The organism is Tenacibaculum sp. 47A_GOM-205m, from assembly GCF_000518405.1.
In the GTDB taxonomy this organism is placed as follows: Bacteria; Bacteroidota; Bacteroidia; order Flavobacteriales; family Flavobacteriaceae; genus Polaribacter; species Polaribacter lutimaris.
This window is the reverse complement of record NZ_JADN01000003.1, coordinates 668,399-693,025: the sequence shown is the minus strand read 5'-3', so window position 1 is coordinate 693,025 and position 24,627 is coordinate 668,399. Positions and strand designations below refer to the sequence as shown.

Annotated in this window: 20 protein-coding genes; 14 read left to right on the top strand and 6 right to left on the bottom strand. The window is 31.7% G+C overall.

Features of this window, described 5'->3' with window-relative positions; translation table 11 throughout:
* Positions 1-10: 10 nt before the first annotated feature.
* On the bottom strand, positions 11-1,045 hold the full coding sequence (locus N534_RS0103335) for an RluA family pseudouridine synthase (protein ID WP_028891127.1): 1,035 nt from the start codon (positions 1,043-1,045) through the stop codon (positions 11-13).
* A 15-nt stretch (positions 1,046-1,060) separates the two neighbouring features.
* Positions 1,061-1,642, bottom strand: coding sequence for a PASTA domain-containing protein (locus tag N534_RS0103330; protein ID WP_038005287.1), 582 nt, complete (start codon positions 1,640-1,642; stop codon positions 1,061-1,063).
* A 153-nt stretch (positions 1,643-1,795) separates the two neighbouring features.
* Between N534_RS0103330 and N534_RS0103325 the strand changes: the two genes are divergently transcribed.
* From N534_RS0103325 to N534_RS0103295, 7 genes are all read left to right on the top strand, one after another.
* Complete coding sequence (locus N534_RS0103325) at positions 1,796-2,773, top strand: D-alanine--D-alanine ligase (RefSeq protein WP_028891125.1); 978 nt, start codon at positions 1,796-1,798, stop codon at positions 2,771-2,773.
* 2 nt (positions 2,774-2,775) lie between these two features.
* Entirely contained in the window at positions 2,776-3,228 is a 453-nt protein-coding gene (gene coaD, locus N534_RS0103320; protein WP_028891124.1) for a pantetheine-phosphate adenylyltransferase, read from the top strand.
* 38 nt (positions 3,229-3,266) lie between these two features.
* Complete coding sequence (locus tag N534_RS0103315) at positions 3,267-4,241, top strand: energy transducer TonB (protein ID WP_028891123.1); 975 nt, start codon at positions 3,267-3,269, stop codon at positions 4,239-4,241.
* A gap of 2 nt (positions 4,242-4,243) precedes the next feature.
* Positions 4,244-5,986 (top strand): M14 family metallopeptidase, encoded by a 1,743-nt coding sequence (locus N534_RS0103310; RefSeq protein WP_028891122.1) that lies wholly within the window; start codon positions 4,244-4,246, stop codon positions 5,984-5,986.
* 61 nt (positions 5,987-6,047) lie between these two features.
* Complete coding sequence (locus tag N534_RS0103305) at positions 6,048-6,566, top strand: RNA polymerase sigma factor (RefSeq protein WP_028891121.1); 519 nt, start codon at positions 6,048-6,050, stop codon at positions 6,564-6,566.
* A gap of 73 nt (positions 6,567-6,639) precedes the next feature.
* The gene (locus tag N534_RS0103300; RefSeq protein ID WP_028891120.1) at positions 6,640-7,557 is read left to right on the top strand and encodes a FecR family protein; all 918 of its coding nucleotides are present in this window, start codon (positions 6,640-6,642) and stop codon (positions 7,555-7,557) included.
* Positions 7,554-9,926, top strand: coding sequence for a TonB-dependent receptor plug domain-containing protein (locus N534_RS0103295; protein WP_081728272.1), 2,373 nt, complete (start codon positions 7,554-7,556; stop codon positions 9,924-9,926). The genes N534_RS0103300 and N534_RS0103295 overlap by 4 nt, the downstream gene beginning before the upstream one ends.
* A gap of 36 nt (positions 9,927-9,962) precedes the next feature.
* Here the strand turns inward: N534_RS0103295 and N534_RS0103290 are convergent, their stop codons facing one another.
* A complete protein-coding gene (locus N534_RS0103290; protein WP_028891118.1) occupies positions 9,963-11,138 on the bottom strand; it encodes a GlmU family protein in 1,176 nt (391 codons plus the stop codon).
* A 105-nt stretch (positions 11,139-11,243) separates the two neighbouring features.
* Here N534_RS0103290 and N534_RS0103285 point away from each other — a divergent pair, with 105 nt between their 5' ends.
* From N534_RS0103285 to N534_RS0103275, 3 genes are read left to right on the top strand one after another with little or no spacing between them, the layout of a single operon-like run.
* Entirely contained in the window at positions 11,244-11,630 is a 387-nt protein-coding gene (locus N534_RS0103285) for a hypothetical protein (RefSeq protein ID WP_028891117.1), read from the top strand.
* A complete protein-coding gene (locus tag N534_RS0103280) occupies positions 11,620-12,165 on the top strand; it encodes an acyl-CoA thioesterase (RefSeq protein WP_028891116.1) in 546 nt (181 codons plus the stop codon). The genes N534_RS0103285 and N534_RS0103280 overlap by 11 nt, the downstream gene beginning before the upstream one ends.
* 1 nt (position 12,166) lies before the next feature.
* Positions 12,167-12,859 (top strand): cyclase family protein, encoded by a 693-nt coding sequence (locus N534_RS0103275; RefSeq protein WP_028891115.1) that lies wholly within the window; start codon positions 12,167-12,169, stop codon positions 12,857-12,859.
* 111 nt (positions 12,860-12,970) lie between these two features.
* Here N534_RS0103275 and carB read toward each other — a convergent pair whose 3' ends face one another.
* On the bottom strand, positions 12,971-15,823 hold the full coding sequence (gene carB / locus N534_RS0103270) for a carbamoyl-phosphate synthase large subunit (RefSeq protein ID WP_028891114.1): 2,853 nt from the start codon (positions 15,821-15,823) through the stop codon (positions 12,971-12,973).
* 102 nt (positions 15,824-15,925) lie between these two features.
* The gene (gene rpmH / locus N534_RS0103265) at positions 15,926-16,087 is read right to left on the bottom strand and encodes a 50S ribosomal protein L34 (RefSeq protein ID WP_028891113.1); all 162 of its coding nucleotides are present in this window, start codon (positions 16,085-16,087) and stop codon (positions 15,926-15,928) included.
* A 231-nt stretch (positions 16,088-16,318) separates the two neighbouring features.
* On the opposite strand from rpmH, the gene N534_RS0103260 reads away from it, so the two are divergent.
* The 3 genes from N534_RS0103260 to N534_RS0103250 all read left to right on the top strand — a co-directional run bounded on the left by N534_RS0103260 (position 16,319) and on the right by N534_RS0103250 (position 22,642).
* Complete coding sequence (locus N534_RS0103260; protein ID WP_028891112.1) at positions 16,319-17,932, top strand: CTP synthase; 1,614 nt, start codon at positions 16,319-16,321, stop codon at positions 17,930-17,932.
* A 196-nt stretch (positions 17,933-18,128) separates the two neighbouring features.
* Entirely contained in the window at positions 18,129-20,000 is a 1,872-nt protein-coding gene (yidC, locus tag N534_RS0103255; RefSeq protein ID WP_028891111.1) for a membrane protein insertase YidC, read from the top strand.
* 203 nt (positions 20,001-20,203) lie between these two features.
* Positions 20,204-22,642, top strand: a complete 2,439-nt coding sequence (locus N534_RS0103250) for a TonB-dependent receptor domain-containing protein (RefSeq protein ID WP_028891110.1) — start codon at positions 20,204-20,206, stop codon at positions 22,640-22,642.
* A 189-nt stretch (positions 22,643-22,831) separates the two neighbouring features.
* On the opposite strand, the gene N534_RS15415 is transcribed toward N534_RS0103250, so the two are convergent.
* Positions 22,832-23,008: a hypothetical protein gene (locus tag N534_RS15415; RefSeq protein WP_028891109.1), complete on the bottom strand. Its 177-nt coding sequence runs from the start codon at positions 23,006-23,008 to the stop codon at positions 22,832-22,834.
* Positions 23,009-23,153: 145 nt separating this feature from the next.
* Between N534_RS15415 and fumC the strand changes: the two genes are divergently transcribed.
* Complete coding sequence (fumC, locus tag N534_RS0103240) at positions 23,154-24,554, top strand: class II fumarate hydratase (RefSeq protein ID WP_028891108.1); 1,401 nt, start codon at positions 23,154-23,156, stop codon at positions 24,552-24,554.
* Positions 24,555-24,627 lie beyond the last annotated feature (73 nt).

Sequence of the window (24,627 nt, the reverse complement as noted above, 5' to 3'; positions counted from 1 at the left end):
AATAATCTATTTATTCTTCCAATTTTGAATGCTCAGAATACGTACGCCATTTTTCTAAACAAGCGGTAATATCTTCTGGCACTTCAGAATTAAACTGTAAGAATTCTCCTGTAGTTGGATGCGTAAAACCTAACGTTTTTGCATGTAACGCTTGTCTTGGTAAAACCTTAAAGCAGTTCTCTACAAATTGTTTGTACTTCGTAAATGTTGTTCCTTTTAAAATAGTATTACCTCCATAACGCTCGTCGTTAAATAAGGTGTGTCCTATATGTTTAAAGTGCGCTCTAATTTGGTGGGTTCTACCCGTTTCTAACTTACATTGCACTAATGTTACATACGTAAGTCTTTCTAACACTTTATAATGAGTTACTGCATGCTTACCATGCTCTCCATCAGGGAAAACATCCATCTGTAAACGATTTTTAAAACTACGTCCTATATTTCCTTCAATAGTTCCTTCATCCTCTTCTATATTCCCCCAAACTAAAGCATAGTACAAACGTTCTGTAGTTCTATCGAAAAATTGTTTCGATAAATGTGCCATGGCATATTCAGTTTTTGCAACAACTAACAAGCCGCTTGTATCTTTATCGATACGGTGCACCAAACCTGGACGTTCATTCGAGTTTTTAGGTAAGTTTTCTATATGGTGAATTAACCCATTCACTAACGTTCCAGAATAATTTCCATGACCTGGGTGTACCACCATTCCTGCTGGTTTGTTTACTACAATTACCTCGTCATCTTCATACACGATGTCAATTGGAATATCTTCAGCAACCAATAAATTCTCATGTGGTGGATAAGCTAACACGACTCTAACCACATCTTTTGGTTTTACTTTGTAGTTTGGTTTCACCACTACATCATTTACCAAAACATTTCCTGCTTTAGCTGCTTGCTGTATTTTATTTCGAGTAGCATTTTCAATAAAATTCATTAAAAACTTATCTACTCGTAATGGTACTTGACCATCGGTTGCTACAAACCTATGGTGTTCGTATAAATCATCATTCTCAAAATCTGGAGTCGTATCTTCCTGCATCAATCAATATTAAAATTAGTTTCCATTACCATCTCCTAAAATTAAATCGATGGTTGTTTGTTTTGGTAATTTTGTTCCTGGTTCTATTTTTTGTCCATTATATTTTAATCCACGAACCACATCTTTTCCTATATCGTGTACCCAAGTAACATTGCTTCCTACTTTAAATCCTATGGAACGTAAATGTGTAGTTGCTTGACGTCTTGTGCGTCCATTCAAATCAGGTATTACAACATCTCGGTATTTAGACGGATTTAATGTTAAGTATATTTTTCGTTTTTCTTTTACAAAATCTCCCGCTTCAGGATCTTGTTCAATAATCGATTTTTTAGGGTATTCAGGGTTATAACTAGCACTATCAATCACTACAAAATCTAAGTTCAATTCATCTAGCTTTTGTGTTACCTCATCTAAAGACATTTTGTGCAAATTTGGCACTTGTATTTTTTGATTATGATTCGTTGTTACTCCAAGCCACCATTGTAACCCAAATACGAATATAAATATTGCTACAACTGCTATAATTATGTTTGTTAAAAAAGATTTACTTTTAATAAATTGAAATAAACCTCCAGACTTTTCTGTTAAATTACTCATATCATTTTTTTGTAAGACCGCACAAATTTACAGTAAAAATATTACTATTTTAAATTCAACAAGTCTTAAACGAGTTTTTTTGGTAAGTTTGTATAATCCGACGTTCGGATATTAAGGAAACAACAACAAAATAGTAATTGAAATAAAAATAAAGTGAAAAAAAACATCGCTATTATTATGGGAGGATATTCCTCAGAAGTAGGTATATCTTTAAAAAGTGGTAATGTAGTTTACAAACATCTTAATAAGGAAAAATACAACCCATATAGAGTTCATATTTTAAAAGATAAATGGGTTTTAGTTGATGATGAAGAAAATGAACACCCTATAAATAAGCATGATTTTTCTGCTGAAGTAAACGGAACCAACATCTCTTTTGACGCTGTTTTCAACGCTATTCACGGTACTCCTGGTGAAAACGGAGTTATCTTAGCCTATTTTGATCTTATCGGATTAAAACATACCTCTGCCCCATTCTATCAAATGGCTTTAACTTTTAATAAGCGAGATACACTAAGTGTAGTAAAAGAATACGGTATTCCTGCTGCGACTTCTGTGTATTTAAACAAAGGAGATAAAATTAACACCAATACTATTATTGAAAAAGTAGGCTTACCTTGTTTTGTTAAGCCTAATGGTGCTGGTTCTAGTTTTGGAATCTCTAAAGTATACACGCAAGAAGAATTAATTCCTGCTATTGAAAAAGCTTACGAAGAAGATTCTGAAATTTTAATTGAAAGTTTTTTAGACGGAACAGAAGTTTCTGTTGGTGTTATTCAATACAAAGGAGAAACTAAAGTTTTGCCAATTACTGAAATTGTTTCTGATAATGATTTCTTCGATTACAAAGCTAAATATGAAGGAGAATCACAAGAAATTACTCCAGCTCGTTTAACAGAGGCTCAAGAAAAGAGCGTAAACGACATTGCTAAACGTGTCTACGAAATTTTAAATATGAGTGGATTTTCGCGTTCTGAATATATTCTGGTAAATGACATTCCTCATTTCTTAGAAATGAATACCGTTCCTGGATTAACAGAAGCTAGTATTTTACCACAACAAGCCAATCATGCTGGTATTTCATTAACCGAGTTATTTGGTAACGCTATTGAAATGGCTTTAAAAAACTAATTATGAAAAGAGCAATTTTTCCAGGATCATTTGATCCGATCACCTTAGGACATGTGGATATTATTGAACGTGGTGTTACACTTTTTGATGAGTTAATTATTGCTATTGGTATAAATGCCGATAAAAAATATATGTTTTCTTTAGAAGAACGTAAACGTTTTATTGAAGAGACTTTTAAGCATGAACCTAAAATAAAAGTACTTACCTACAGCGGACTTACCGTAAACTTTTGTAAAGAGCAAGACGCTCAGTTTATTTTAAGAGGCTTACGTAATCCTGCCGATTTTGAGTTTGAAAAAGCTATTGCGCATACTAACAGAAAACTTTCTGAAATTGAAACTGTTTTTCTTTTAACCTCTTCGGGTAAAAGTTATATCTCATCATCTATTGTACGTGATGTAATTCGTAACGAAGGAGATTACACAGGTTTGGTTCCTGATGCTGTTAGGATATAATTTTTTAATTATTTTAATAAGTAAAAATATACTAAACTATGAAAAAGCTTTATACATTAACCTTTTTTTTATTCTCTTTTTTTATTCAAGCACAGGAAAAGCACTATGCTATTGGTGATACTATTTTTTACTATAAAGGTACCATCACAGATGATAAAATATGTTCTTCATACTATTCTATTATAAAAGAGAAAGAAGATATAGGAAAAGAGAAAAAGTATAAAATGTATGGATTTCAGCGCTTAAAAGACACTGCTAAGTACTTTTTACATTCCGAATATGAAACAAAGTTTATTGAAGTACAAACTTCTGATGGATTTCAAAAATTTTATCATAAAAATGGAAATATTGCTTCCGAAGGAAAAACAAAAAATGGAAGAGCTATTGGCTTATGGAGACATTGGTATAAAGATGGTAAAATAATGGATGAAAGACTAATACCTGAAAGAGTCCCTCTAGCTAAAGTAGATAAGCATTATACCATAAAAAACTTTTGGAACAAAGAAGGTGTTCAAACAGTTATAGATGGCAATGGAACTTTTGAATTAAAAAAAGACAGTGTAACCAATAAGGGTTTTTATAAAAATGGTAAAAGACATGGTAAATTCTCAGGTTTTATAAACAACAAGAAGTATTATGAAGAATACTATAATAATGGAAAATTAATAAGTGGTGTTAGCTGGGGAGAAAACAATAAAAAATTTAAATACAAAGAAGTATTTTCAAACCCTCGATATAAAAAAGGGCAAGAAAGCATTAAGAATCTTTTAGCAAAAAACTTTGATATTCCTAAATATGCTTATGAAAAGAAAATAGAAGGAAGAATGCTTATAAGTTTTAGAGTAAAGAAAGATGGTGAAATTGATAATATCAAAGTAGCTAAAAGTTTATGTAATCCTTGTGATGATGAAGCTATAAGAGTTGTAAAAATGATGAAAAAATGGAAACCTGCTAAATATAGAGGACAACATATAAATATAAGATACACTTTACCTATAAGTTATAAACTTTAAAAATGAAAAATTTAAATTTACTCTTTGTTCTTTCTATAATCTTTTCATGTCAAAAAACAGAAACTAAAGATTTTACGACACTGTTTGAAACCTCAAATGGAACTGAAACACCTACTTATAATAAGGTAATTTCTTATTACAAAGATTTAGCTGATACCTATCCTGAAATTTCTTTGTTTGAAATAGGTACAACAGACATTGGCAAACCTTTACACCTAGCTGTTTTTAATAGGGATGGAAAAACAAACATCAATCAAATTAAAAACTCCTCAAAAAATAGGATTTTAATCAATAACGGAATTCACCCTGGAGAATCTGACGGAATAGATGCATCAATGTTACTATTGAGAGATATTGTTCAGAATGACTCGTTAAAAAAAACGTATCAAAATTCTTTAATTTGTGTAATTCCTGTATACAATATTGGTGGAGCTTTAAATAGGAACTCATATACGAGAGCCAATCAAAACGGACCAAAAGAGTACGGTTTTAGAGGAAATGCTCGTAATTATGACTTAAATAGAGATTTTATTAAGCAAGACACTAAAAATGCAGCTGCATTTGCAGAAATATTCCATACAGTAAACCCAGATGTTTTTATAGACAATCATGTAAGCAATGGTGCCGATTATCAATATGCTATTACACATCTATTTACGCAACACAATCAATTAGGAGGAAAATTAGGTAAGTTTATTGAAAAGGAAATGCGTCCAGAGATAGAACAATCTTTAGCTAAGAAAGATATTATTATAACTCCATATGTTAATGTTTGGGGAACAACACCAGAAAGTGGTTGGTCTCAGTTTTTCGACTCTCCTAGATATTCTACTGGATACACTTCCCTATTCAACACCTTAGGTTTGATGGTAGAAACGCACATGCTTAAACCTTATAAAACACGTGTAGAGCAAACATATGAACTGTTGTTTTCTACTTTAGATTTTTCCGAAGAAAACAGCACAAGAATAAAAGATTTACGAAAAAAAGCTGTTAATGAAATAATAAATAGGAAAACGTATCCAGTTGTATTTACAGTCGATAAGAATAATCCTACAACTCTTCATTTTAAAGGATACGAAGGAACTTTTATAGATAGTAAGGTTACTAATGGCAAGCGTTTGTTTTATGATAGAACAAAGCCTTACACTAAAGAAATCTCATATTACAATAATTATATACCTACAAAAGAAATTACGATACCTGAAGCTTATATTTTAGAACAAGGTTGGCATAAAGTTGTTGAACGATTACTTAACAATCACATTGAATTTACTCGTTTTAAGAATGATACTGTTTTAACGGTAGAAACACAGCACATCAAAAATTTTGAAACTCGAAACGCTGCATACGAGGGACATTATTTACATTATAATACTGAAGTAACTAAAACGGAAAATCAGAAAATTAAATTTAGCAAAGGAGATATTTATATCCCAACCAATCAAGCAGGTATTCGATATATTATAGAAACCTTGGAAGCTGAGGCAGTAGATTCATTTTTCAACTGGAATTTTTTCGATACCATTTTACAACAAAAAGAAGGTTACTCTGCTTATGTTTTTGAAGACATTGCTGAAACTTTTTTACAAGAAAACCCTTCAATAAAAAAACATTTTGAAGAATTGCTGATTACCGATGAGAATTTTGCTAAAAATCCACAATCACAACTATATTGGATTTATACAAAAACTCCTCATTATGAAAAAGCTCATAAAAAACTACCTATTTTTAAGTTATATTAGCGATTATTCCCCCTCATAATTACATTTTTATATTTTTGCTTATAGTTAGGACATTAATCTAATGAATAAAGAACCCTTAAAATCCGTTTGTGAACAACAAAACTTTGAAGAAGTTTTCAATAAACATTCACAAACCTTACGAAATTACATCTACTATAAATGTGGCGATACTCAGCAAGCTGAAGATATTGTACAGGAAGCTTATATCAAATTATGGAACAATTGTGCTAAAGTAATTTTTGAAAAAGCTAAATCCTTTTTATACACAGTAGCCAACAATCATTTTTTAAATGAAGTCGCTCATAAGAAAGTAGTATTAGAATATCAAAAACAAAATGTTACTAATAGTACAACTATAGAGACTCCTCAATATTTATTGGAAGAAGAAGAGTTTCATAAAAAATTAAAAAAAGCGATTGCTGATCTTCCTGAAAGACAACGAGAAGTTTTTTTACTAAGCAGAATAGATAAGAAAAAATACAGTGAAATTTCCGAAATTTTAGGTATTTCTGTCAAAGCTGTAGAGAAAAGAATGAGTAAGGCATTACTTACTTTAAAAGAACAAATAGGTAAAGTGTAATAAAAAATACTATTTGCAGTAGGGTAATTAGTTTTTTAATTGTTTATATTACAAATAGCACGAATTATAGGAAATGAAAATAAATTATAAAGATGAGACTTTTTTAGCTAGGTGGATAGCCAATGAGCTTTCCCTTAAGGAGCTGGAAGAATTTCAACAATCTGACGTTTATCATCAATTTAAAGCCATTGATGATGCTTCTCAGTTGTTAAAAGCCCCTGATTATAATCAGAAAGAAGCTCTTACTCAAATTCAAAATAAATTACAGTCTAAAGAGGCAAATAAAAAAGTCGTAAAATTAATTCCTAATTGGATGTATGGCGCTGTTGCTTCCATAGCTCTGTTAATTAGCTTTTTTTACTTTAATTATAGTACAACTGATTTTTCTACAAGTTACGGTGAGTATTCAACCATAACTTTACCAGATAATTCGACTGTACATCTTTCACCTAATTCTACCGTTAGTTATAAAAAATACAAATGGGATGCTAACAGAGAGGTATCATTAAGAGGAAAAGCATTTTTTGAAGTTGAAAAGGGTAAATCTTTTACTGTAAACACCACAGAAGGTAACGTTACTGTTTTAGGAACAAAATTTACAGTTAATACTTCTGAAAATTATTTTGAAGTTCTATGCTACGAAGGAAAAGTGGGAGTTACTTCTAAAAATAAAGGTGAAACAATTTTAACTTTAGGTAAAGCTTACAGAAATTATAACGAAAAAACTGAGGAATGGACTTTTAACTCAAACAGCCCTTCTTGGTTAAAAGGTGAAAGTTCTTTTATGAACACTCCTTTATATCAAGTAATTAAAGCATTAGAAAACCAATTCAATTTAAAATTTGATTCTTCAAAAATAGATACTGAAAAACGATTTACTGGTACTTTTACACATGAAGATGTTAATATAGCATTACAAACTGTTTTTGCTCCTATGAAAATTTCTTATAAATTAGCAAAAAATAGTACTGTTATATTGACATATAAATGAAAATAAAATTAAGTATACTTTTTATATGCTTAGCGATGTCTATTTTTTCTCAGGAAAAGATAGACATTTCTTTTATAAACACTCCTTTGTTAGATGTTTTAAAACAAACCGAATCTAATTTTGGAGTAAAATTCTCGTTTAATACCGAAATTATTCAAAAAGAAATTTTTTCTTTTTCAAAAAAGAATTGCGAGTTAGTATATCTTTTAGGCGAAATAGAGCGTCAAACCTCCTTTACTTTTAAAAAAATTAATGACCGTTACTATTACATAACAAACAAAGCAACTCTTGGCGAAGACTATTACACTCTTTTAAATGAAATCCTTGTTACTAATTATATCACATCTGGAATTAACAAGAAGAAAAGTGGAGCTATTTCTATTTTACCAAAAGAGCTAGGTGTGTTGCCGGGGTTAACCGAACCAGATGTTTTAGAAAGTTTAAAAATTATTCCAGGGGTTCAAAGTCCTGATGAAACTGCTGCTGGAATTTATATTAGAGGAGGCACACCGAATCAAAATTTGGTACTTTGGGATGGTATAAAAACTTACTACTTAGGTCATTTTTTCGGAATGATTTCTGCCTTCAACCCTTACACAACAAAAGAAGTTGTATTATCTAAAAGTGGTACAAGTGCAAGATATGGAAATAGAGTTTCTGGAGTTATTGATATAAAAACAACTGAAGAAATCCCTGAAAAAACTACCGGTAGCTTTGGTTTGAACATGACCCATGCAGATGCTTTTGTTAATATTCCCTTATCTAAACAAACAGCTTTATCATTTTCTGCTCGAAGTTCTTATTCTAATTTTTTAAAGACTTTCACTTTTAATAAATTGTCTACAAGAGTATTTCAAACATTCAATAATAACCAAGAAAATAACATTATTGATAAAAACATAAAATTTAGTAGAGATAATGAATTTAATTTTTCTGACTACACAGCAAAATTTATAACTAATCTCTCTGAAAAAGAATCATTATCCTTTAGTTTTTTACACACTAAAAATAAAATGTATAATGATTTTACAGTTCCTGATTATGAAGATAAGTACAATGACCAAATAAATATTAAGAACACTGGTATGAGTATTAATTGGGAAAAACAAAGTAATGAAAAAACTACCCATAACATAAAAAGTTATTTTTCTACTTTTACCTTAGACTACAGTGCTGATTATAGTTATTTTCAAGATTATCTTACAGAACATTCAAGTAAAATCAATATTTTAAATGATGTGGGTATTTCTTATAATGTAAATTACTCTCTTAACAACAAAACAGATATACTTTTAGGATACGACTATACTTCTACAGATTCTGAATATGATTTAAAGTACTCTTATAGCTTGCAAGGACAGAATCAATACAACTCTCAACAAAACGAAGAAAGCTCAAACGATACACATTCAATTTTTGGAGAATATTTATACGATTCTTATAATTGGAATATAAATGCTGGATTACGATTCAATTATTTTTCTAAAATTGATAAGTTAGTTTTAGAACCCAGGTTATACCTTGAAAAAAAGTTAAACACTAATTTTAGCTTTAAAACTTCATTTGAACAAAAACATCAAACACTTAGCCAAATAATAGAATTTCAAACCTCTAGTTTAGGTTTTGATTTAGAAAATCAAATATGGGCACAAGTAAACGATGATGATATTCCTCTACAAAAAAGTTTACAAATTTCTACAGGAATACTTTTTAATAAAGATAATTGGAAAATAGATATAGAACCCTATTATAAAAAAGTAACTGGTATGACCTCTCAAACTAGTGGCTATAATGATCAAACAGACGATTTTTCTAACGGTGAAGGTAAAATATATGGAATTGATGTATTAATTAATAAAAAGTTTAATAATTACAGAACGTGGGTAAACTACTCTTATACCAAAAACAGGTTTAAGTTTTTAGATTTAGAAAATAAATTTTTTCCCGCAAATCATGATATTACCAATTACTTTTCTTGGTCTCATGCCTACAAGTTAAACTCATATGAGTTTTCTTTAGGATGGATTTACAGAACAGGAAACCCCTACACCGCTGTAAAAGAATTTTATAATACAGAAAATGGCTTCCCCATAATTGATTTAGACTCTGACAATATCAACGCTCTTAGATTACCTAATTATCATCGTTTAGATGCTTCAATGACTTACACTTTTAATTTTTCAAAAAATTGGAAAGGTAAATTAGGCGTATCTGTTTTAAACATTTACAATCAAAAAAATATCTTAAGTAGAACTTATAATGCTATTCCTACTATAAATTCAGATAATGATCTTGAATACCAACTAGAACAAGTTGATAAGGTTTCTTTAGGAATAACACCTAATATTGTTTTTCGTGTAAGCTTTTAATAAAAAAGGCTCTACTAAAAAGTAAAGCCTTTAATATTAATAATTTCTATATTGTTTTGTTTCTTCAAAAATGTGTTCTAAAATTTGTTTTTCTTGATCATCAAACACAATACCACGTCTTTCCATCACCACTTCAGCTACTTCAAAAACTTTATTTGTTTTATATTCTGTAAATCCTGATGCTCCACCCCAACTAAACGATGGTACAAAATTTCTTGGAAATCCACTTCCAAAAATATTAGCAGAAACACCAACAACAGTACCAGTATTGAACATAGTATTAATTCCGCATTTTGAATGATCTCCCATCATTAAACCACAAAACTGTAATCCTGTTTTAGCAAAACGCCCAGTTTCATAATTCCATAACCTAACTTCTGCATAATTATTCTTCAAATTTGAATTATTACTGTCTGCCCCTATATTACACCATTCTCCTAAAACTGAATTTCCTAAAAACCCATCATGCCCTTTATTGGAGTACCCAAATAAAACAGAATTATTTACCTCTCCTCCTACTTTACTATGAGGTCCTAATGTAGTTGCTCCATATATTTTAGCTCCTAATTTTAATACTGAATATTCACACATTGCTAACGATCCTCTTACTACAACACCTTCCATAATTTCAGCATTCTTACCGATATAAATAGGACCTGTTGAAGCATTTAAAGTAGCAAAAGTTAATTTTGCTCCTTTCTCTACAAAAATATCATCTCTATTAATACAATTAACTGTTTCAGGAATGGGTTGTGATTTCCTTCCTTCAGTAATTAAATCAAAATCAGCACGAATAGCTTTATCATTTAAAGAAAAAATATCCCATGTATTTTTAATTTGAATTATATCATCTTCAAACTCTATATGCTCGTAAGAAGAAAAGTCTACTTCTTCTTGATTATCTGAAGTAAAAAAAGCAATTACATCTTCTCCTTTAAATATTGCTTGATTTTCTTGTAAATTCTTCACCATTTCAATCAGAGGTTTAGTAGGCAAAAAAGAGGCATTTAACAATACATTTTCTTCCATTTCAACCATAGGGTATTTCTCCTCTAAATATTCCTCGGTTACTGTGGTTGTTGTTAAACCTAAGTATTTTTCCCACTTTTCTCTAATCGTTAAAATACCAACTCTTATATCAGCTACGGGTCTTGTATATGTAAATGGTAATAAAGCAGTACGCACATCACCATCGAATAAAATATAATTCATAATTATCATTTTTTTGAAGCAACACAAACTTACCACTTTCAATTCATTTTACAAGTCAAAATATAAATCTTACTTTTGTTATTATACATTCTTCAATTAAACACTATGAAAAAAATTTTAGGCTTAATTTTACTTGGTATTGCCCTTATCACGGCGTTATACTACGCTTTTATTTACTTTGTTCCTTATAGTGAAGGAGTTCGCTCAGGAGAACTGATAAAAATTAGTTATAAAGGTGTGGTTGTAAAAACTTGGGAAGGAGAAATTAGCCAAGGAATTTCTGGTGCTCAAATTTTTGCTTTTTCTGTAGAAGATAATCAAAAAGAAGTTATTGATAAGCTTCAAAAATACCAAGGTCGCTATGTAAAAGTTACTTACAAAGAACGTTTTGGTACTTTCTTTTGGTTAGGAGACACCAAGTATTTTATAACTCATGTTGAAGAAGAACAATCTCCTCATTTTAGAGGACTAAATAATGATAATGAACAATAATTTTAGAAATATAGAAGACACTCGCATTAGCATATCTGAGTTAATGCTTCCATCACATGCCAATTTTAGTGGTAAAATTCATGGTGGATACATTTTAAAACTTATGGATCAAATAGCTTTTGCTTGTGCATCAAAACACTCTGGTACCTATTGTGTTACAGCATCAGTAGATACGGTTGATTTTTTAAATCCGATTGATGTAGGTGAATTAGTTACCATGAAAGCCTCTATTAATTATGTAGGAAGAACCTCTATGGTAGTGGGTATTCGTGTTGAATCACAAAACATACAAACAGGCAATGTTAAACACTGTAATTCTTCTTACTTTACTATGGTTGCTAAAAATGATGAAAAAGAACAAGTTATTGTTCCTGGAATCATTATTAACAACGAAAAAGAAATGCGTCGTTTTTTAGAAGCAATTAAACGCTTAGAAATGAAAAAGAAAAGACAAGAAGAATTTAACAGCGATAATTTTGTTGCTGAAGATTATATTGAAGATTTAGAAAAATACAATGTAAAGATTGAATTGTAATATGCCTGAAATTATTGATTTAAGTCAAGAGATTTTTGAAGGAATGCCTGTTTATAAGAGCCTCCCTCAAGTTAAAATGTCTGTTCATAATACTCATGAAGAATGGGATGGTATAGAAAATCCTTCAATTCAAACTCCTGCTGTTTATAAGTTAGAAATGGGCGAGCATACAGGTACTCATGTAGATGCTTTAAACCATATGGCTGCTAAACATAAAGGAAAATCAATTGATACTATGCCACTTTCTATGTTTTACACAGAAGGTATATGTTTAGATTTTTCTCATAAAAACCTCCAAGAATTAATAACTTCTGAAGAAGTTAAAGCCCAATTACAAAAGGAAAAATTACAGATAAAAAAAGGAGATACTATTCTTTTTTGTACCAAACATTATGTCAAACATTTTAATACAGAAAATTGGGGAAAGGGTCCTGGTATTACTGCCGAATGTGCGACTTGGTTAGGAAAGCAAAAAATAGCAGCTTTTGGTGTAGAAACAATGTCTCCCGGTATCCCTAAAATTTCCAATAAAGAAGTACATCATATTTGTGGTGACATGGGATTTACACATTATGAAAATATGATTAATTTAGATAAATTATTAGGTAGAGGTAGATTCCGTTTTATAGCCTTACCGCTAAAAATAAAAGGAGGAACTGGCTCTCCTGTAAGAGCTGTTGCCATTTTTGAATAGATTATTTTTTTGATTTTCTAAATTCGTGAAATTTAAAAAAATTAGATAAAATTGAATCATAAAAAAAACCGAAATCATAATAACTTCGGTTTTTTATTTTATTTCTAAAATTTATTTACTCAAATACATTTTACGTCTTGCGTATAAATCATAGAACTGATCGTCTCTTAAACTTTCAATAAATAAGATACTTTCTCCTGTCGACTTCATTTCTGGACCTAATTTCTTATTTACATTCGGGAATTTGTTGAAAGAGAATACTGGCTGCTTAATTGCAAATCCTTCCAATTGCGGATTAAAATCAAAATCAGTTACTTTTTTCTCTCCTAACATCACTTTAGTTGCGTAGTTTACGTAAGGCTCCTTATAAGCTTTTGCTATAAATGGAACTGTACGAGATGCACGCGGGTTTGCTTCGATTATATATACCTTATCATCTTTAATAGCAAACTGAATGTTAATTAATCCAACTGTATCCAATGCTAAAGCAATCGTTTTTGTATACTCTCTAATTTGTTCTAACACTAACTCTCCTAAGTTAAACGCAGGTAAAGTTGCATTTGAATCTCCAGAGTGAATTCCACATGGTTCAATGTGCTCCATAATTCCGATAATGTACACATTTTCTCCATCACAAATCGCATCTGCTTCAGCTTCAATAGCTCCTTCTAAATAATGATCTAATAATAATTTGTTATTAGGAATCTTACGTAATAAATCTACTACATGCTCTAATAACTCCTCTTTATTAATCACAATTTTCATTCCTTGTCCTCCTAATACATATGATGGACGTACTAAAATTGGGAAATCTAACTCATCTGCTAAAGCTAAGGCTTCATCAGCATTCTCTGCTACTCCAAACTCAGGATAAGGAATATTATTATCTTTTAATAACGTTGAGAAGCTTCCTCTATCTTCGGCTAAATCTAATGCTTTATAGCTTGTTCCAATAATTGGGATTCCATATCTATCTAGTTTTTCAGCTAATTTTAAAGCTGTTTGTCCTCCTAATTGAACAATAACTCCTTCTGGCTTCTCATGCTTGATGATATCATAGATGTGCTCCCAGAAAACTGGCTCGAAGTATAACTTATCAGCCGTGTCAAAATCGGTAGAAACAGTTTCAGGATTACAGTTAATCATAATGGTTTCGTAACCGCACTCTTTTGCTGCATATACACCATGAACACAACAGTAATCAAACTCAATTCCTTGTCCAATTCGGTTTGGTCCTGAACCTAAAACAATAATTTTCTTCTTATCAGAAACCACACTTTCGTTTGATACTAAAACTTCTCCGTCTTCAGTTTCAATTTCACTTTCAAAAGTTGAATAGTAATATGGAGTTTGTGCCTTGAATTCAGCAGCACACGTATCTACTAATTTATAAACACGCTTAATTTTTAAATCCTCACGTTTTTTATATACTTCACTTTCTAAACAACCTAACATGTGTGCTATTTGACGGTCACCATATCCTTTTTGTTTAGCTTCTAATAATAACTCTCTGTCAAGGGTATCAATTGTGTACTTAGAAATTTCTTTTTCTAACTCATATAACTCTTCGTATTGACGTAAGTACCACATATCTATCTTGGTGATTTCATGAATCTTACTTAACGGCATTCCTATCTGGATAGCATCATAAATAGCGAATACACGATCCCAAGAAGCATACTTTAACTTATCTTTAATTTGGTTATAATCTTTATAACTTTTACCGTCAGCTCCAATTCCGTTACGCTTAATTTCTAACGATTGTGTTGCTTTGTGTAACGCTTCTTGGAACGAACGTCCAATTCCCATTACTTCTCCAACTGCTTTCATCTGTAAACCTAACGTTCTATCAGATCCTTCAAATTTATCGAAGTTCCAACGAGGAATTTTTACGATTACATAGTCTAAAGTTGGTTCAAATAATGCTGAAGTAGACTTGGTAATTTGGTTATCTAACTCATCTAAAGTATAACCCGTTGCTAATTTAGCGGCAATTTTTGCGATAGGATATCCCGTTGCTTTTGATGCTAATGCAGATGAACGAGATACACGTGGGTTAATTTCAATCGCTATAATATCTTCTTTTTCATCTGGTGAAACAGCGAATTGTACGTTACAACCTCCTGCAAATTCACCGATAGAACGCATCATTTTAATTGCCATGTCACGCATTTTTTGGAATGTTTTATCCGAAAGCGTCATGGCTGGAGCTACTGTAATAGAATCTCCTGTGTGGATTCCCATAGGATCCATATTCTCGATAGAACAGATAATCACTACGTTATCGTTATCATCACGTAACAACTCTAATTCGTATTCTTTCCATCCCATCATAGCCTTATCAATCATTACCTCGTGAATTGGAGAAATCTCTAATCCTCTTGATAACAATTCTTCAAACTCTTCTTCATTATAAACGATAGAGGCTCCTGCTCCTCCTAAAGTAAACGACGCTCTAATACATAATGGAAAACCAAATTCTTGTGCTATTTCTTTTCCTTTTAAGAATGAAGTAGCTGTTGCTTGAGGTGCCATTGGCACACCAATTTCTTCCATTAATAAACGGAATTTATCTCTATCTTCTGTGATATTAATTGCATCAATATCTACTCCAATAATCTCTACATCAAAATCTTTCCAAATTCCTTTTTCATCAGCTTCAATACAAAGATTTAAAGCTGTTTGTCCACCCATTGTAGGTAAAACAGCATCAATTTGAGGGTGTTCTTTTAAAATTTGAACAATAGACTTTGTAGTAAGCGGCAACAAGTATACATGATCAGCCATCGAAGGGTCTGTCATAATCGTTGCAGGGTTTGAATTAATTAAGATGGTTTCAATTCCGTCTTCTCTCAAAGATCTTAACGCTTGAGATCCTGAATAATCAAATTCACATGCTTGACCAATAACAATTGGTCCTGATCCAATAATTAAAATCGATTTAAGGTCTTGTCTTTTAGGCATTTTAGTTCGTGTTGTGTTGTGGTGTAAAAATAAAAATTGTTTGGTTATAAAAAAAGGCGATACTTATTAGTAACGCCTTTAAATATTAACAATAGTTAATCATTATTTCTTTGGTCTTGATTCAGATGAAACAGACAACTTTTTTCTTCCCTTTGCTCTTCTTCTAGCTAATACTTTACGTCCATTAGCAGAAGCCATTCTTTCGCGGAAACCGTGTTTGTTTCTTCTTTTTCTCTTCGATGGTTGGTACGTTCTTTTACTCATTACAGTATATCTTAAATATCTTCTTTAAATAATGTTTTGCTTTTGTGAAATTCCGTCTGCTAAAAGCGTGGGCAAATATACAACAGTTTTTCAGTCTGGCAAACCCTATTTTTATTTTTTTTCAAAAAAAGTAGGTTTGGCAAAAATACTAAAACTTAAACAATCTTTTTTCTCTTTTTTTATTTGCTGTAATTGCCAGACTTCTTACTTTTGCGCAAACCTAACAACACCATGAACAACACAAAATACGTTTTTGTAACTGGAGGCGTAACTTCATCACTAGGAAAAGGAATTATAGCCGCTTCTTTAGCTAAATTATTACAAGAAAGAGGATACTCTGTAACTATTCAAAAATTAGATCCATATATTAATATTGATCCAGGAACATTAAACCCATACGAACATGGAGAATGTTATGTTACTGATGATGGTGCCGAAACCGATTTAGATTTAGGACACTACGAGCGTTACTTAAACATTCCTACTTCACAGGCAAACAATGTAACTACAGGTAGAATATATCAATCTGTAATTAATAAAGAACGTAAAGGAGAGTTTTTAGGAAAAACTGTACAGGTGATTCCTCATATTACTGATGAAATTAAAAACAGAGTTCAAATTTTAGGGAATACTGGTGATTTTGACATCGTTATTACTGAAATTGGAGGAACTGTAGGAGATATTGAGTCATTACCTTATATTGAAGCTGTTCGTCAATTACAATGGGATTTAGGTGAAGACAATGCTGTAGTTGTTCACTTGACCTTAGTTCCTTATTTGGCTGCTGCAGGTGAATTAAAGACAAAACCTACACAACACTCTGTAAAAATGTTAATGCAAAGTGGAGTAAGTCCTGATATTTTAGTTTGTCGTTCAGAACATGAAATTTCTGATGATATTAAACGTAAACTAGCATTATTCTGTAATGTTAAAAAGCAAAACGTAATTCAATCGTTAGATGCTGAGACTATTTACGATGTTCCTAACTTAATGTTTAAAGAAGGATTAGACTATGTTGTTTTAGACAAATTACGTTTATCTACTCGTAAACAACCTAAGTTAACTGCTTGGAACCGTTTTTTAGAGCGTCATAAAAACCCAACCTCTACTATTGAGATTGGTTTAGTAGGAAAATATGTAGAATTACACGATTCATATAAATCAATTACCGAAGCATTTATTCATGCTGGTGCTGCCAATAAAACCAAAGTTAACGTTCGTTGGATTCACTCTGAAGAATTAACGCCAGAAAATGCTATACAACAATTAGAAGGTGTAGACGGTGTTTTAGTAGCTCCAGGGTTTGGTGATAGAGGTATCGAAGGAAAAATTGCAGCAGTGCAATATGTACGTGAAAATAACATTCCGTTTTTAGGAATTTGTTTAGGTATGCAAATGGCAGTTATTGAGTTTGCTCGTAACGTATTAAACTTAAAAGATGCTAACTCTACCGAAATGGATCCTAAAGTTGCACATCCTGTTATTAACTTAATGGAAGAGCAAAAAGATGTTACCGATAAAGGAGGAACTATGCGTTTGGGTGCTTGGGACTGTCAATTAACACAAGATTCTAAAGTTTTTCAAGCATATAAAGAAGAATTAATTAGTGAACGTCACCGTCACAGATACGAATATAATAACGAATATAAAGAACAATTAGAAGCAGCAGGAATGAAAACTGCAGGTATCAATCCTAAAACTGGATTGGTAGAAATTGTTGAGATCGACTCTCATCCTTGGTTTGTTGGTGTACAATATCATCCAGAATATAAGAGTACGGTATTAAATCCGCATCCTTTATTTGTAAGTTTCATTAAAGCAGCTTTAAAGCAATCAAAAAAATAAACTCAAAAATCCTGTAATTGAATTTACAGGATTTTTTATTCCTCTATAAAATTTGGAATACTGTTTGAGCTACTATTCTTAACAAAATTATTCATTGTAAATCCTCTGATAATCTTTGGGGTTTTACTACCTTTGTCGGGTTTTTCAGACAACTAGAAAAACTTTAAGTGACAAGTTGACATTTTAACATATATCAATGGAACAAAAAAAATTTGATTTAAATTCCTTTATAGGAATGCTTTTATTAGGAGGAATTATGCTTTGGTGGATGAATACCCAAAAACCAGACGAAACTCCTGAAGCCACTACCCAAACAGAACAAACCACTAACGCTACCGAAAACGTTCAGAACAACTTAACTGAAAACACCGTTTTAAACGATTCGTTACAGCAAATTGCTTTACAAAATAAGTTTGGAGCCTTTGCTTATGGAGCTTCTACAACTAAAGAAGGTAGTACTACAATTGAAAACAATCTTGTTAAGTTAACTATAGATAATAAAGGAGGGCAAATTATTGAAGCCTTAGTTAAAAACTATAAAACCTACGATTCGTTACCTTTATATTTAGTTAAAGATAAAAACGCATCGTTCAATATCAACTTCGGTACTACTGACAATCGAATTTTAAACACCAAAGATTTATTATTTACTCCTTCCCTAACTAAAAATGGAGATACGCAAGTACTTTCTATGAAGTTAAAAGTAGCTGAAGATAAATTCTTAGAGTACCGTTACGAAATGAAAGAGGGTGATTACCGTGTAGGTTTCGCTGTTCGTTCACAAGGTTTGAATAATGTTATCAATAGTTCTCAAGAAATCAATTTAGATTGGAACTTAAAAGGTTTTAGACATGAAAAGAGTTTAAAAACCGAAAACATGTATTCTTACTACTATTATAAAGCTGATGATGAAGTAGATTACTTACAAATGAACGATAATGAGGTAGTTAATGATATTGATTGGGTTGCGTTTAAACAACACTTCTTCTCTTCTGTTTTAACTTCTGAAACTCCTTTAAATAACGCTACCTTAAAATCTATTGATTTTGCAGGCGAAGATGTAGATAGCGTTTATACTAAAACCTACGAATTAAAAGCTCCTTTAGCTTTAACAAATGGAGAATTAAATTATAACATGCAATGGTTTTACGGACCAACTGATTATAATTTATTAAAATCGTACGAAGGAACTAGTCTTAACGAAATTGCTGATTTAGGCTGGGGAATTTTCGGTTTCTTAAACCGTACAATTTTCTACCCTGTATTCAATATGTTAAAAGGATTTATTGGTAACTACGGATTAATCATTATTTTAATGACAATCGTTGTACGTATACTAATGTCTCCCGTATTATACAAGTCGTACTTATCTAGTGCAAAGATGAAAGTGATTCGCCCAGAAATGGAAGAAATCAACAAAAAGTACCCAGGTAAAGAAAACGCTATGAAGCGTCAGCAAGAAATTATGGCAGTACAGCGAAAAGCTGGAGTTAATATGATGTCGGGTTGTATACCCGCATTAATGCAAATGCCTGTATTCTTTGCTTTATTCAAATTCTTCCCTACGAATATCGAATTTAGACAAAAAGGTTTTTTATGGGCAAATGATTTATCTTCTTATGATACGGTTTTTCAACTTCCTTTTAAGATTCCATTTTATGGAGATCATGTAAGTTTATTCCCAATTTTAGCGTCTGTGGCAATTTTCTTCTATATGAAAATGAACCAGAGCCAACAAGCTAATATGCAAGCTCCTACGCAAGAAGGTATGCCAGATATGAGCAAAATGATGAAGTGGATGATTTACTTCTCTCCTATCATGATGTTATTCTTCTTTAATAACTACGCAAGTGGATTAAGTTTATACTATTTCATTTCTAACTTGTTAACTATTGCAATTATGTTTATTATTAAAAACTACGTAATTGATGAAGATAAGATCCACGCTCAGATCGAAGAAAACAAAAAGAAGCCTGTTAAAAAGAGTAAATTCCGTGAGCGTTTAGATGCTGCCATGAAGCAAGCTCAAGAACAACAAGCTGCACAACAGCGTACTAAGAAAAAATAAATTACCTAATTTTAGGTAATTCGATTTTAAAAAACCAACTTTTTCTATCAGATGAAAAAGTTGGTTTTTTATTTTTAGCCTTTTCATTTATCGCTCTTAATTCCCTCTTTTTCAACTTCATTTCTTATTTAACATTCTTTTAACTAAACACCATTAAACCTTTCGGGAAATTTGCGGTCAAACAAGCTTTATAAATCAACGTAATGAAGAAATTTACCTTACTTATTATTTTACTAATTAGTTTTACAACTTTTGCCCAACGATCTGGCTCAAAAATCACCCTATCAGGAAAAGTAATCGAGACCAACTCAAAACAACCACTAGAATATGCAACTTTGGTACTTACAAACACTAGCACTCAACAAGTTGTTGGAGGTGTAACTGACGCCAACGGAAACTTTTCTATAGATGCTACATCAGGTACTTATGCTGTAAAAGTTGAATTTATTGGTTTTAAATCTAAAAGTTTAGGAAACCACACACTTACCGAGAATAAAAATCTAGGAGTAATTTCTCTTTCTGAAGATACTGAAACTTTAGATGAAGTTGAAATTATCGCAGAAAAATCGACTGTAGAAATACGATTAGATAAAAAGATTTACAACGTAGGTAAAGATATGACTGTTAAAGGAGGTAATGCTTCTGATGTGTTAGATAACGTGCCTTCTGTAAATGTAGATGCTGAAGGGGCTGTAAGCTTACGTGGTAACGAAAACGTTCGTATTTTAATTGATGGTAAACCTTCTGCCTTAGTAGGTTTAAGTGGTACAGATGCTTTAAGAAACCTTCCTGCTGACGCCATAGAGAAAGTAGAAGTAATTACTTCTCCTTCTGCTCGATATGATGCAGAAGGTACAGCGGGTATCTTAAACATTATTCTTAGAAAAGGGAAAATTACTGGGTTTAATGGTTCTGTAAACTTCTCTGTAGGTAATCCTGATTTATACCAAGTAAGCAGTAACTTAAATTACCGTACAAAAAAGTTTAACATCTTTTCTAACTTAGGCTATTCATACAGAAAAGGTCCAGGAAACTCTTATAGCGACTTCACGTATTTATCTGATGGTATAATTGATAGTTTAAGTACAGAAAAAAGAGTTTTTGATAGAAAAAATAAAAACTTCAACGGTTCATTTGGATTAGAGTATTATTTAAATGATAAAAGCTCTATTACAGGTACAGTTTTCTACAGAAATAATGATGGAGAAGATATCGCGACTAACAATACCCGTACTTTTGCTCCAGATAAATCTCTTATCAGAAGTTTTGAAAGAATTGAGTTTGAAACAGAAGATAACATCGATACTCAATACTCATTAAACTACACGAATAATATAGATGACAAAGGTCAAAAATTAATTATTGACTTACAGTATAGCGAAAACGAAGAAGATGAATATGCCAACATTACTAACAATTCAGTCTTAACTGAAAGAAATAGTCAAATTACTAAATCTAGAAATAGGTTATTTCAAATAGACTATGTGTTACCTCTTGGTGAAAAAAGTCAATTAGAATTAGGTCATAAAGCTGATTTACAAAACTTAACTTCTGATTTTCAAGTACGTGATGCAAATGGGCAACCTTTCGAGTTTGATCCTTCAAACGCCATTGATTTCAAACAATATATTTATGCCTACTACGCTCAATATGGTAGTAAGATAGATAAATTCTCGTACCTTTTAGGGTTACGTGCTGAACATACAGACATTGATTTAAGAGTTTTAAATACAGGAGAATTATCAGACAAAAACTATACGGAATGGTTTCCAACTGTAAATTTAGGCTATGAATTTAACGAAACTGATAATTTAACTTTAGGATATGCACGTAGATTGCAAAGACCACGTCACTGGTTTTTAAACCCTTTTGAAACTAGAAGTTCGAGTACCAATGTTTTTAAAGGTAACCCTGATTTAAATCCAGCTTACACTAGTTCTTTTGATTTAGGATATACTACACGTGTTAGTAAAATTACTTTAAACTCATCTTTATATTATCAATTTTCAACAGATTTAATCAGACCTGTATCAAGAGTTGAAACTAGAGATAATGGTAATGTGTTTGTTCGTCAATTTTTAAACTTAAACGATGAAAACCGTTATGGTTTTGAATTAACAACCAACTACAACCCTGTTAAATGGGCACGTTTATCAGCAACCTTTAACTATTTTAAATTTAATACTGATGCTTTTGATTATACATATTCTTACATAAATTCTGATACTGGTAATACAGTAACAGAAACAAAAACTTTACCAGAAGTAAATAGCAGTAGTTGGTTTGCTCGTTTTAATTCAAGAATTACCTTACCTGCAAAAATTGATTGGCAAACACGTATCATGTATCGTGGGCCTCAAGATGATGCACAAGGAAGTAGAGAAGGTATTTTTGTAACTAATTTAGCTTTCAGTAAAGACATCTTTAAAGAAAAAGCTTCTGTAGTGCTTAATGTTAGTGATTTGTTTAACGAACGTAAAAGAAAAGGCTACACTAATACTGATGATGTAAGATCATATCAAGAATTCCAATGGAGAGAACGTCAAATAACGTTAAGTTTTACCTACCGTTTTAACCAAAAGAAAAAACGTGAGCGTCCAGAACGAAACGGAGATTTCGATGGTGGTGGTGAAGGATTTTAATACTTAACCTAATACAATAAAAAGAGAGCTGAATAATCAGCTCTCTTTTTTTTATTTTAAAATTTTAGGAAAGCAACCATCTAAATAAAAAAATATAGCTCTAACTTAAACTTATTTCTAGTTAAATAGAAGCACAAAAAAACCACACCTATTAGCGTGGTTTAAATATTATTTTATGGTATCTATAGATTACTTACCTTCTTCGGCAGCTCTCTTAGCTTCTCTTTTTAATTTCATGTTTTCCCAGATAGTTCCGCCAATCCAGTAAGGAACTACAAATGTTAATAAGAAAATTAACAGCCAAAATCCAGCTGTAAAAATAAACATGAATAATACTAATCCTGAGAATTCTGAAAAATCTAACATTTGTTTCTTGTTAATAATTGTTATGCTACAAAATTATAACTATTTTTCTTTTCTTCCAATAAAATCTAATAAAAATCGCTCGTAAAAACTATTAGAATTTGTAATTTTGGACATCATTAATTTTTAGCATTTTAAATCATTCCAAATGACAAAATATAGAATTGAGAAAGACACTATGGGACAGGTAGAAGTACCTGCTGATAAATATTGGGGAGCGCAAACTGAGCGTTCTCGTAACAATTTTAAAATTGGTCCTGCTGCCTCTATGCCTTTAGAAGTAGTATACGGATTTGCATACTTAAAAAAAGCTGCTGCATACACTAACGCAGAATTAGGTGTTTTAGCTACTGAAAAGCGTGATTTAATTGCACAAGTATGTGATGAAATTTTAGAAGGAAAGCATGATAATCAATTCCCATTAGTAATTTGGCAAACAGGTTCTGGTACGCAAAGTAACATGAACGTTAACGAAGTAATTGCAAACCGTGCTCATGAAATTGCTGGAAAAGTGATTGGTGAAGGCGAAAAAACAATTCAACCTAACGATGATGTAAACAAATCACAATCATCTAACGACACCTTCCCTACTGGAATGCACATTGCAGCTTACAAAAAAATTGTAGAAGTAACTATTCCTGGTGTTGAGCAATTACGAGATACTTTACAAGCAAAAGCAGAAGCTTTTAAAGATGTTGTAAAAATTGGACGTACACACTTAATGGATGCTACTCCCCTAACCTTAGGGCAAGAATTTTCTGGGTATGTAGCGCAATTAAACTTCGGATTAAACGCTTTAAAGAACACATTAGCACACTTAGCTCAATTAGCATTAGGAGGAACTGCGGTAGGAACTGGATTAAACACTCCTGCTGGTTATGATGTGTTAGTGGCTAAATATATTGCTGAATTTACAGGATTACCATTTGTAACTGCTGAAAATAAATTTGAAGCTTTAGCTGCTCATGATGCTTTAGTAGAAACTCACGGAGCTTTAAAACAATTAGCTGTTTCTTTAAATAAAATTGCCAATGATATTCGTTTAATGGCATCAGGACCTCGTTCTGGAATTGGAGAAATTATTATTCCTGCTAACGAACCAGGGTCTTCTATTATGCCAGGAAAAGTAAACCCAACTCAAGCAGAAGCTATGACTATGGTTTGTGCACAAGTTATGGGTAACGATGTTGCAGTAACTGTTGGTGGTACACAAGGTCACTACGAATTAAACGTTTTCAAACCTATGATGGCCGCTAACGTATTACAATCAGCTCAATTAATTGGAGATGCATGTGTGTCTTTCGACGTAAATTGTGCTGCTGGTATTGAACCAAACCAAACAAGAATTACTGAGTTATTAAACAACTCATTAATGTTAGTTACCGCGTTAAATACTAAAATTGGATACTATAAAGCTGCTGAAATTGCAAATACAGCACATGCTAACGGAACTACTTTAAAAGAAGAAGCTGTACGTTTAGGATATGTAACTCCAGAACAATATGACGAATGGGTAAAACCAGAAGACATGATTGGAAGTTTAAAATAACCTCTTATTTACTAGAGAAATTTATTTAAAACTATTTAATAAATGAAGCCTCCCCAGTAATTTAACACTGAGG

Bases quoted from the DNA above. Each gene is read 5' to 3' on its own strand.
- N534_RS0103335 (WP_028891127.1), bottom strand. From the start codon at position 1,045: ATGCAGGAAGATACGACTCCAGATTTTGAGAATGATGATTTATACGAA.
- N534_RS0103330 (WP_038005287.1), bottom strand. From the start codon at position 1,642: ATGAGTAATTTAACAGAAAAGTCTGGAGGTTTATTTCAATTTATTAAA.
- coaD (WP_028891124.1), top strand. From the start codon at position 2,776: ATGAAAAGAGCAATTTTTCCAGGATCATTTGATCCGATCACCTTAGGA.
- N534_RS0103315 (WP_028891123.1), top strand. From the start codon at position 3,267: ATGAAAAAGCTTTATACATTAACCTTTTTTTTATTCTCTTTTTTTATT.
- N534_RS0103310 (WP_028891122.1), top strand. From the start codon at position 4,244: ATGAAAAATTTAAATTTACTCTTTGTTCTTTCTATAATCTTTTCATGT.
- N534_RS0103305 (WP_028891121.1), top strand. From the start codon at position 6,048: ATGAATAAAGAACCCTTAAAATCCGTTTGTGAACAACAAAACTTTGAA.
- N534_RS0103300 (WP_028891120.1), top strand. From the start codon at position 6,640: ATGAAAATAAATTATAAAGATGAGACTTTTTTAGCTAGGTGGATAGCC.
- N534_RS0103295 (WP_081728272.1), top strand. From the start codon at position 7,554: ATGAAAATAAAATTAAGTATACTTTTTATATGCTTAGCGATGTCTATT.
- N534_RS0103290 (WP_028891118.1), bottom strand. From the start codon at position 11,138: ATGAATTATATTTTATTCGATGGTGATGTGCGTACTGCTTTATTACCA.
- N534_RS0103285 (WP_028891117.1), top strand. From the start codon at position 11,244: ATGAAAAAAATTTTAGGCTTAATTTTACTTGGTATTGCCCTTATCACG.
- N534_RS0103280 (WP_028891116.1), top strand. From the start codon at position 11,620: ATGAACAATAATTTTAGAAATATAGAAGACACTCGCATTAGCATATCT.
- N534_RS0103275 (WP_028891115.1), top strand. From the start codon at position 12,167: ATGCCTGAAATTATTGATTTAAGTCAAGAGATTTTTGAAGGAATGCCT.
- carB (WP_028891114.1), bottom strand. From the start codon at position 15,823: ATGCCTAAAAGACAAGACCTTAAATCGATTTTAATTATTGGATCAGGA.
- rpmH (WP_028891113.1), bottom strand. From the start codon at position 16,087: ATGAGTAAAAGAACGTACCAACCATCGAAGAGAAAAAGAAGAAACAAA.
- N534_RS0103260 (WP_028891112.1), top strand. From the start codon at position 16,319: ATGAACAACACAAAATACGTTTTTGTAACTGGAGGCGTAACTTCATCA.
- yidC (WP_028891111.1), top strand. From the start codon at position 18,129: ATGGAACAAAAAAAATTTGATTTAAATTCCTTTATAGGAATGCTTTTA.
- N534_RS0103250 (WP_028891110.1), top strand. From the start codon at position 20,204: ATGAAGAAATTTACCTTACTTATTATTTTACTAATTAGTTTTACAACT.
- N534_RS15415 (WP_028891109.1), bottom strand. From the start codon at position 23,008: ATGTTAGATTTTTCAGAATTCTCAGGATTAGTATTATTCATGTTTATT.
- fumC (WP_028891108.1), top strand. From the start codon at position 23,154: ATGACAAAATATAGAATTGAGAAAGACACTATGGGACAGGTAGAAGTA.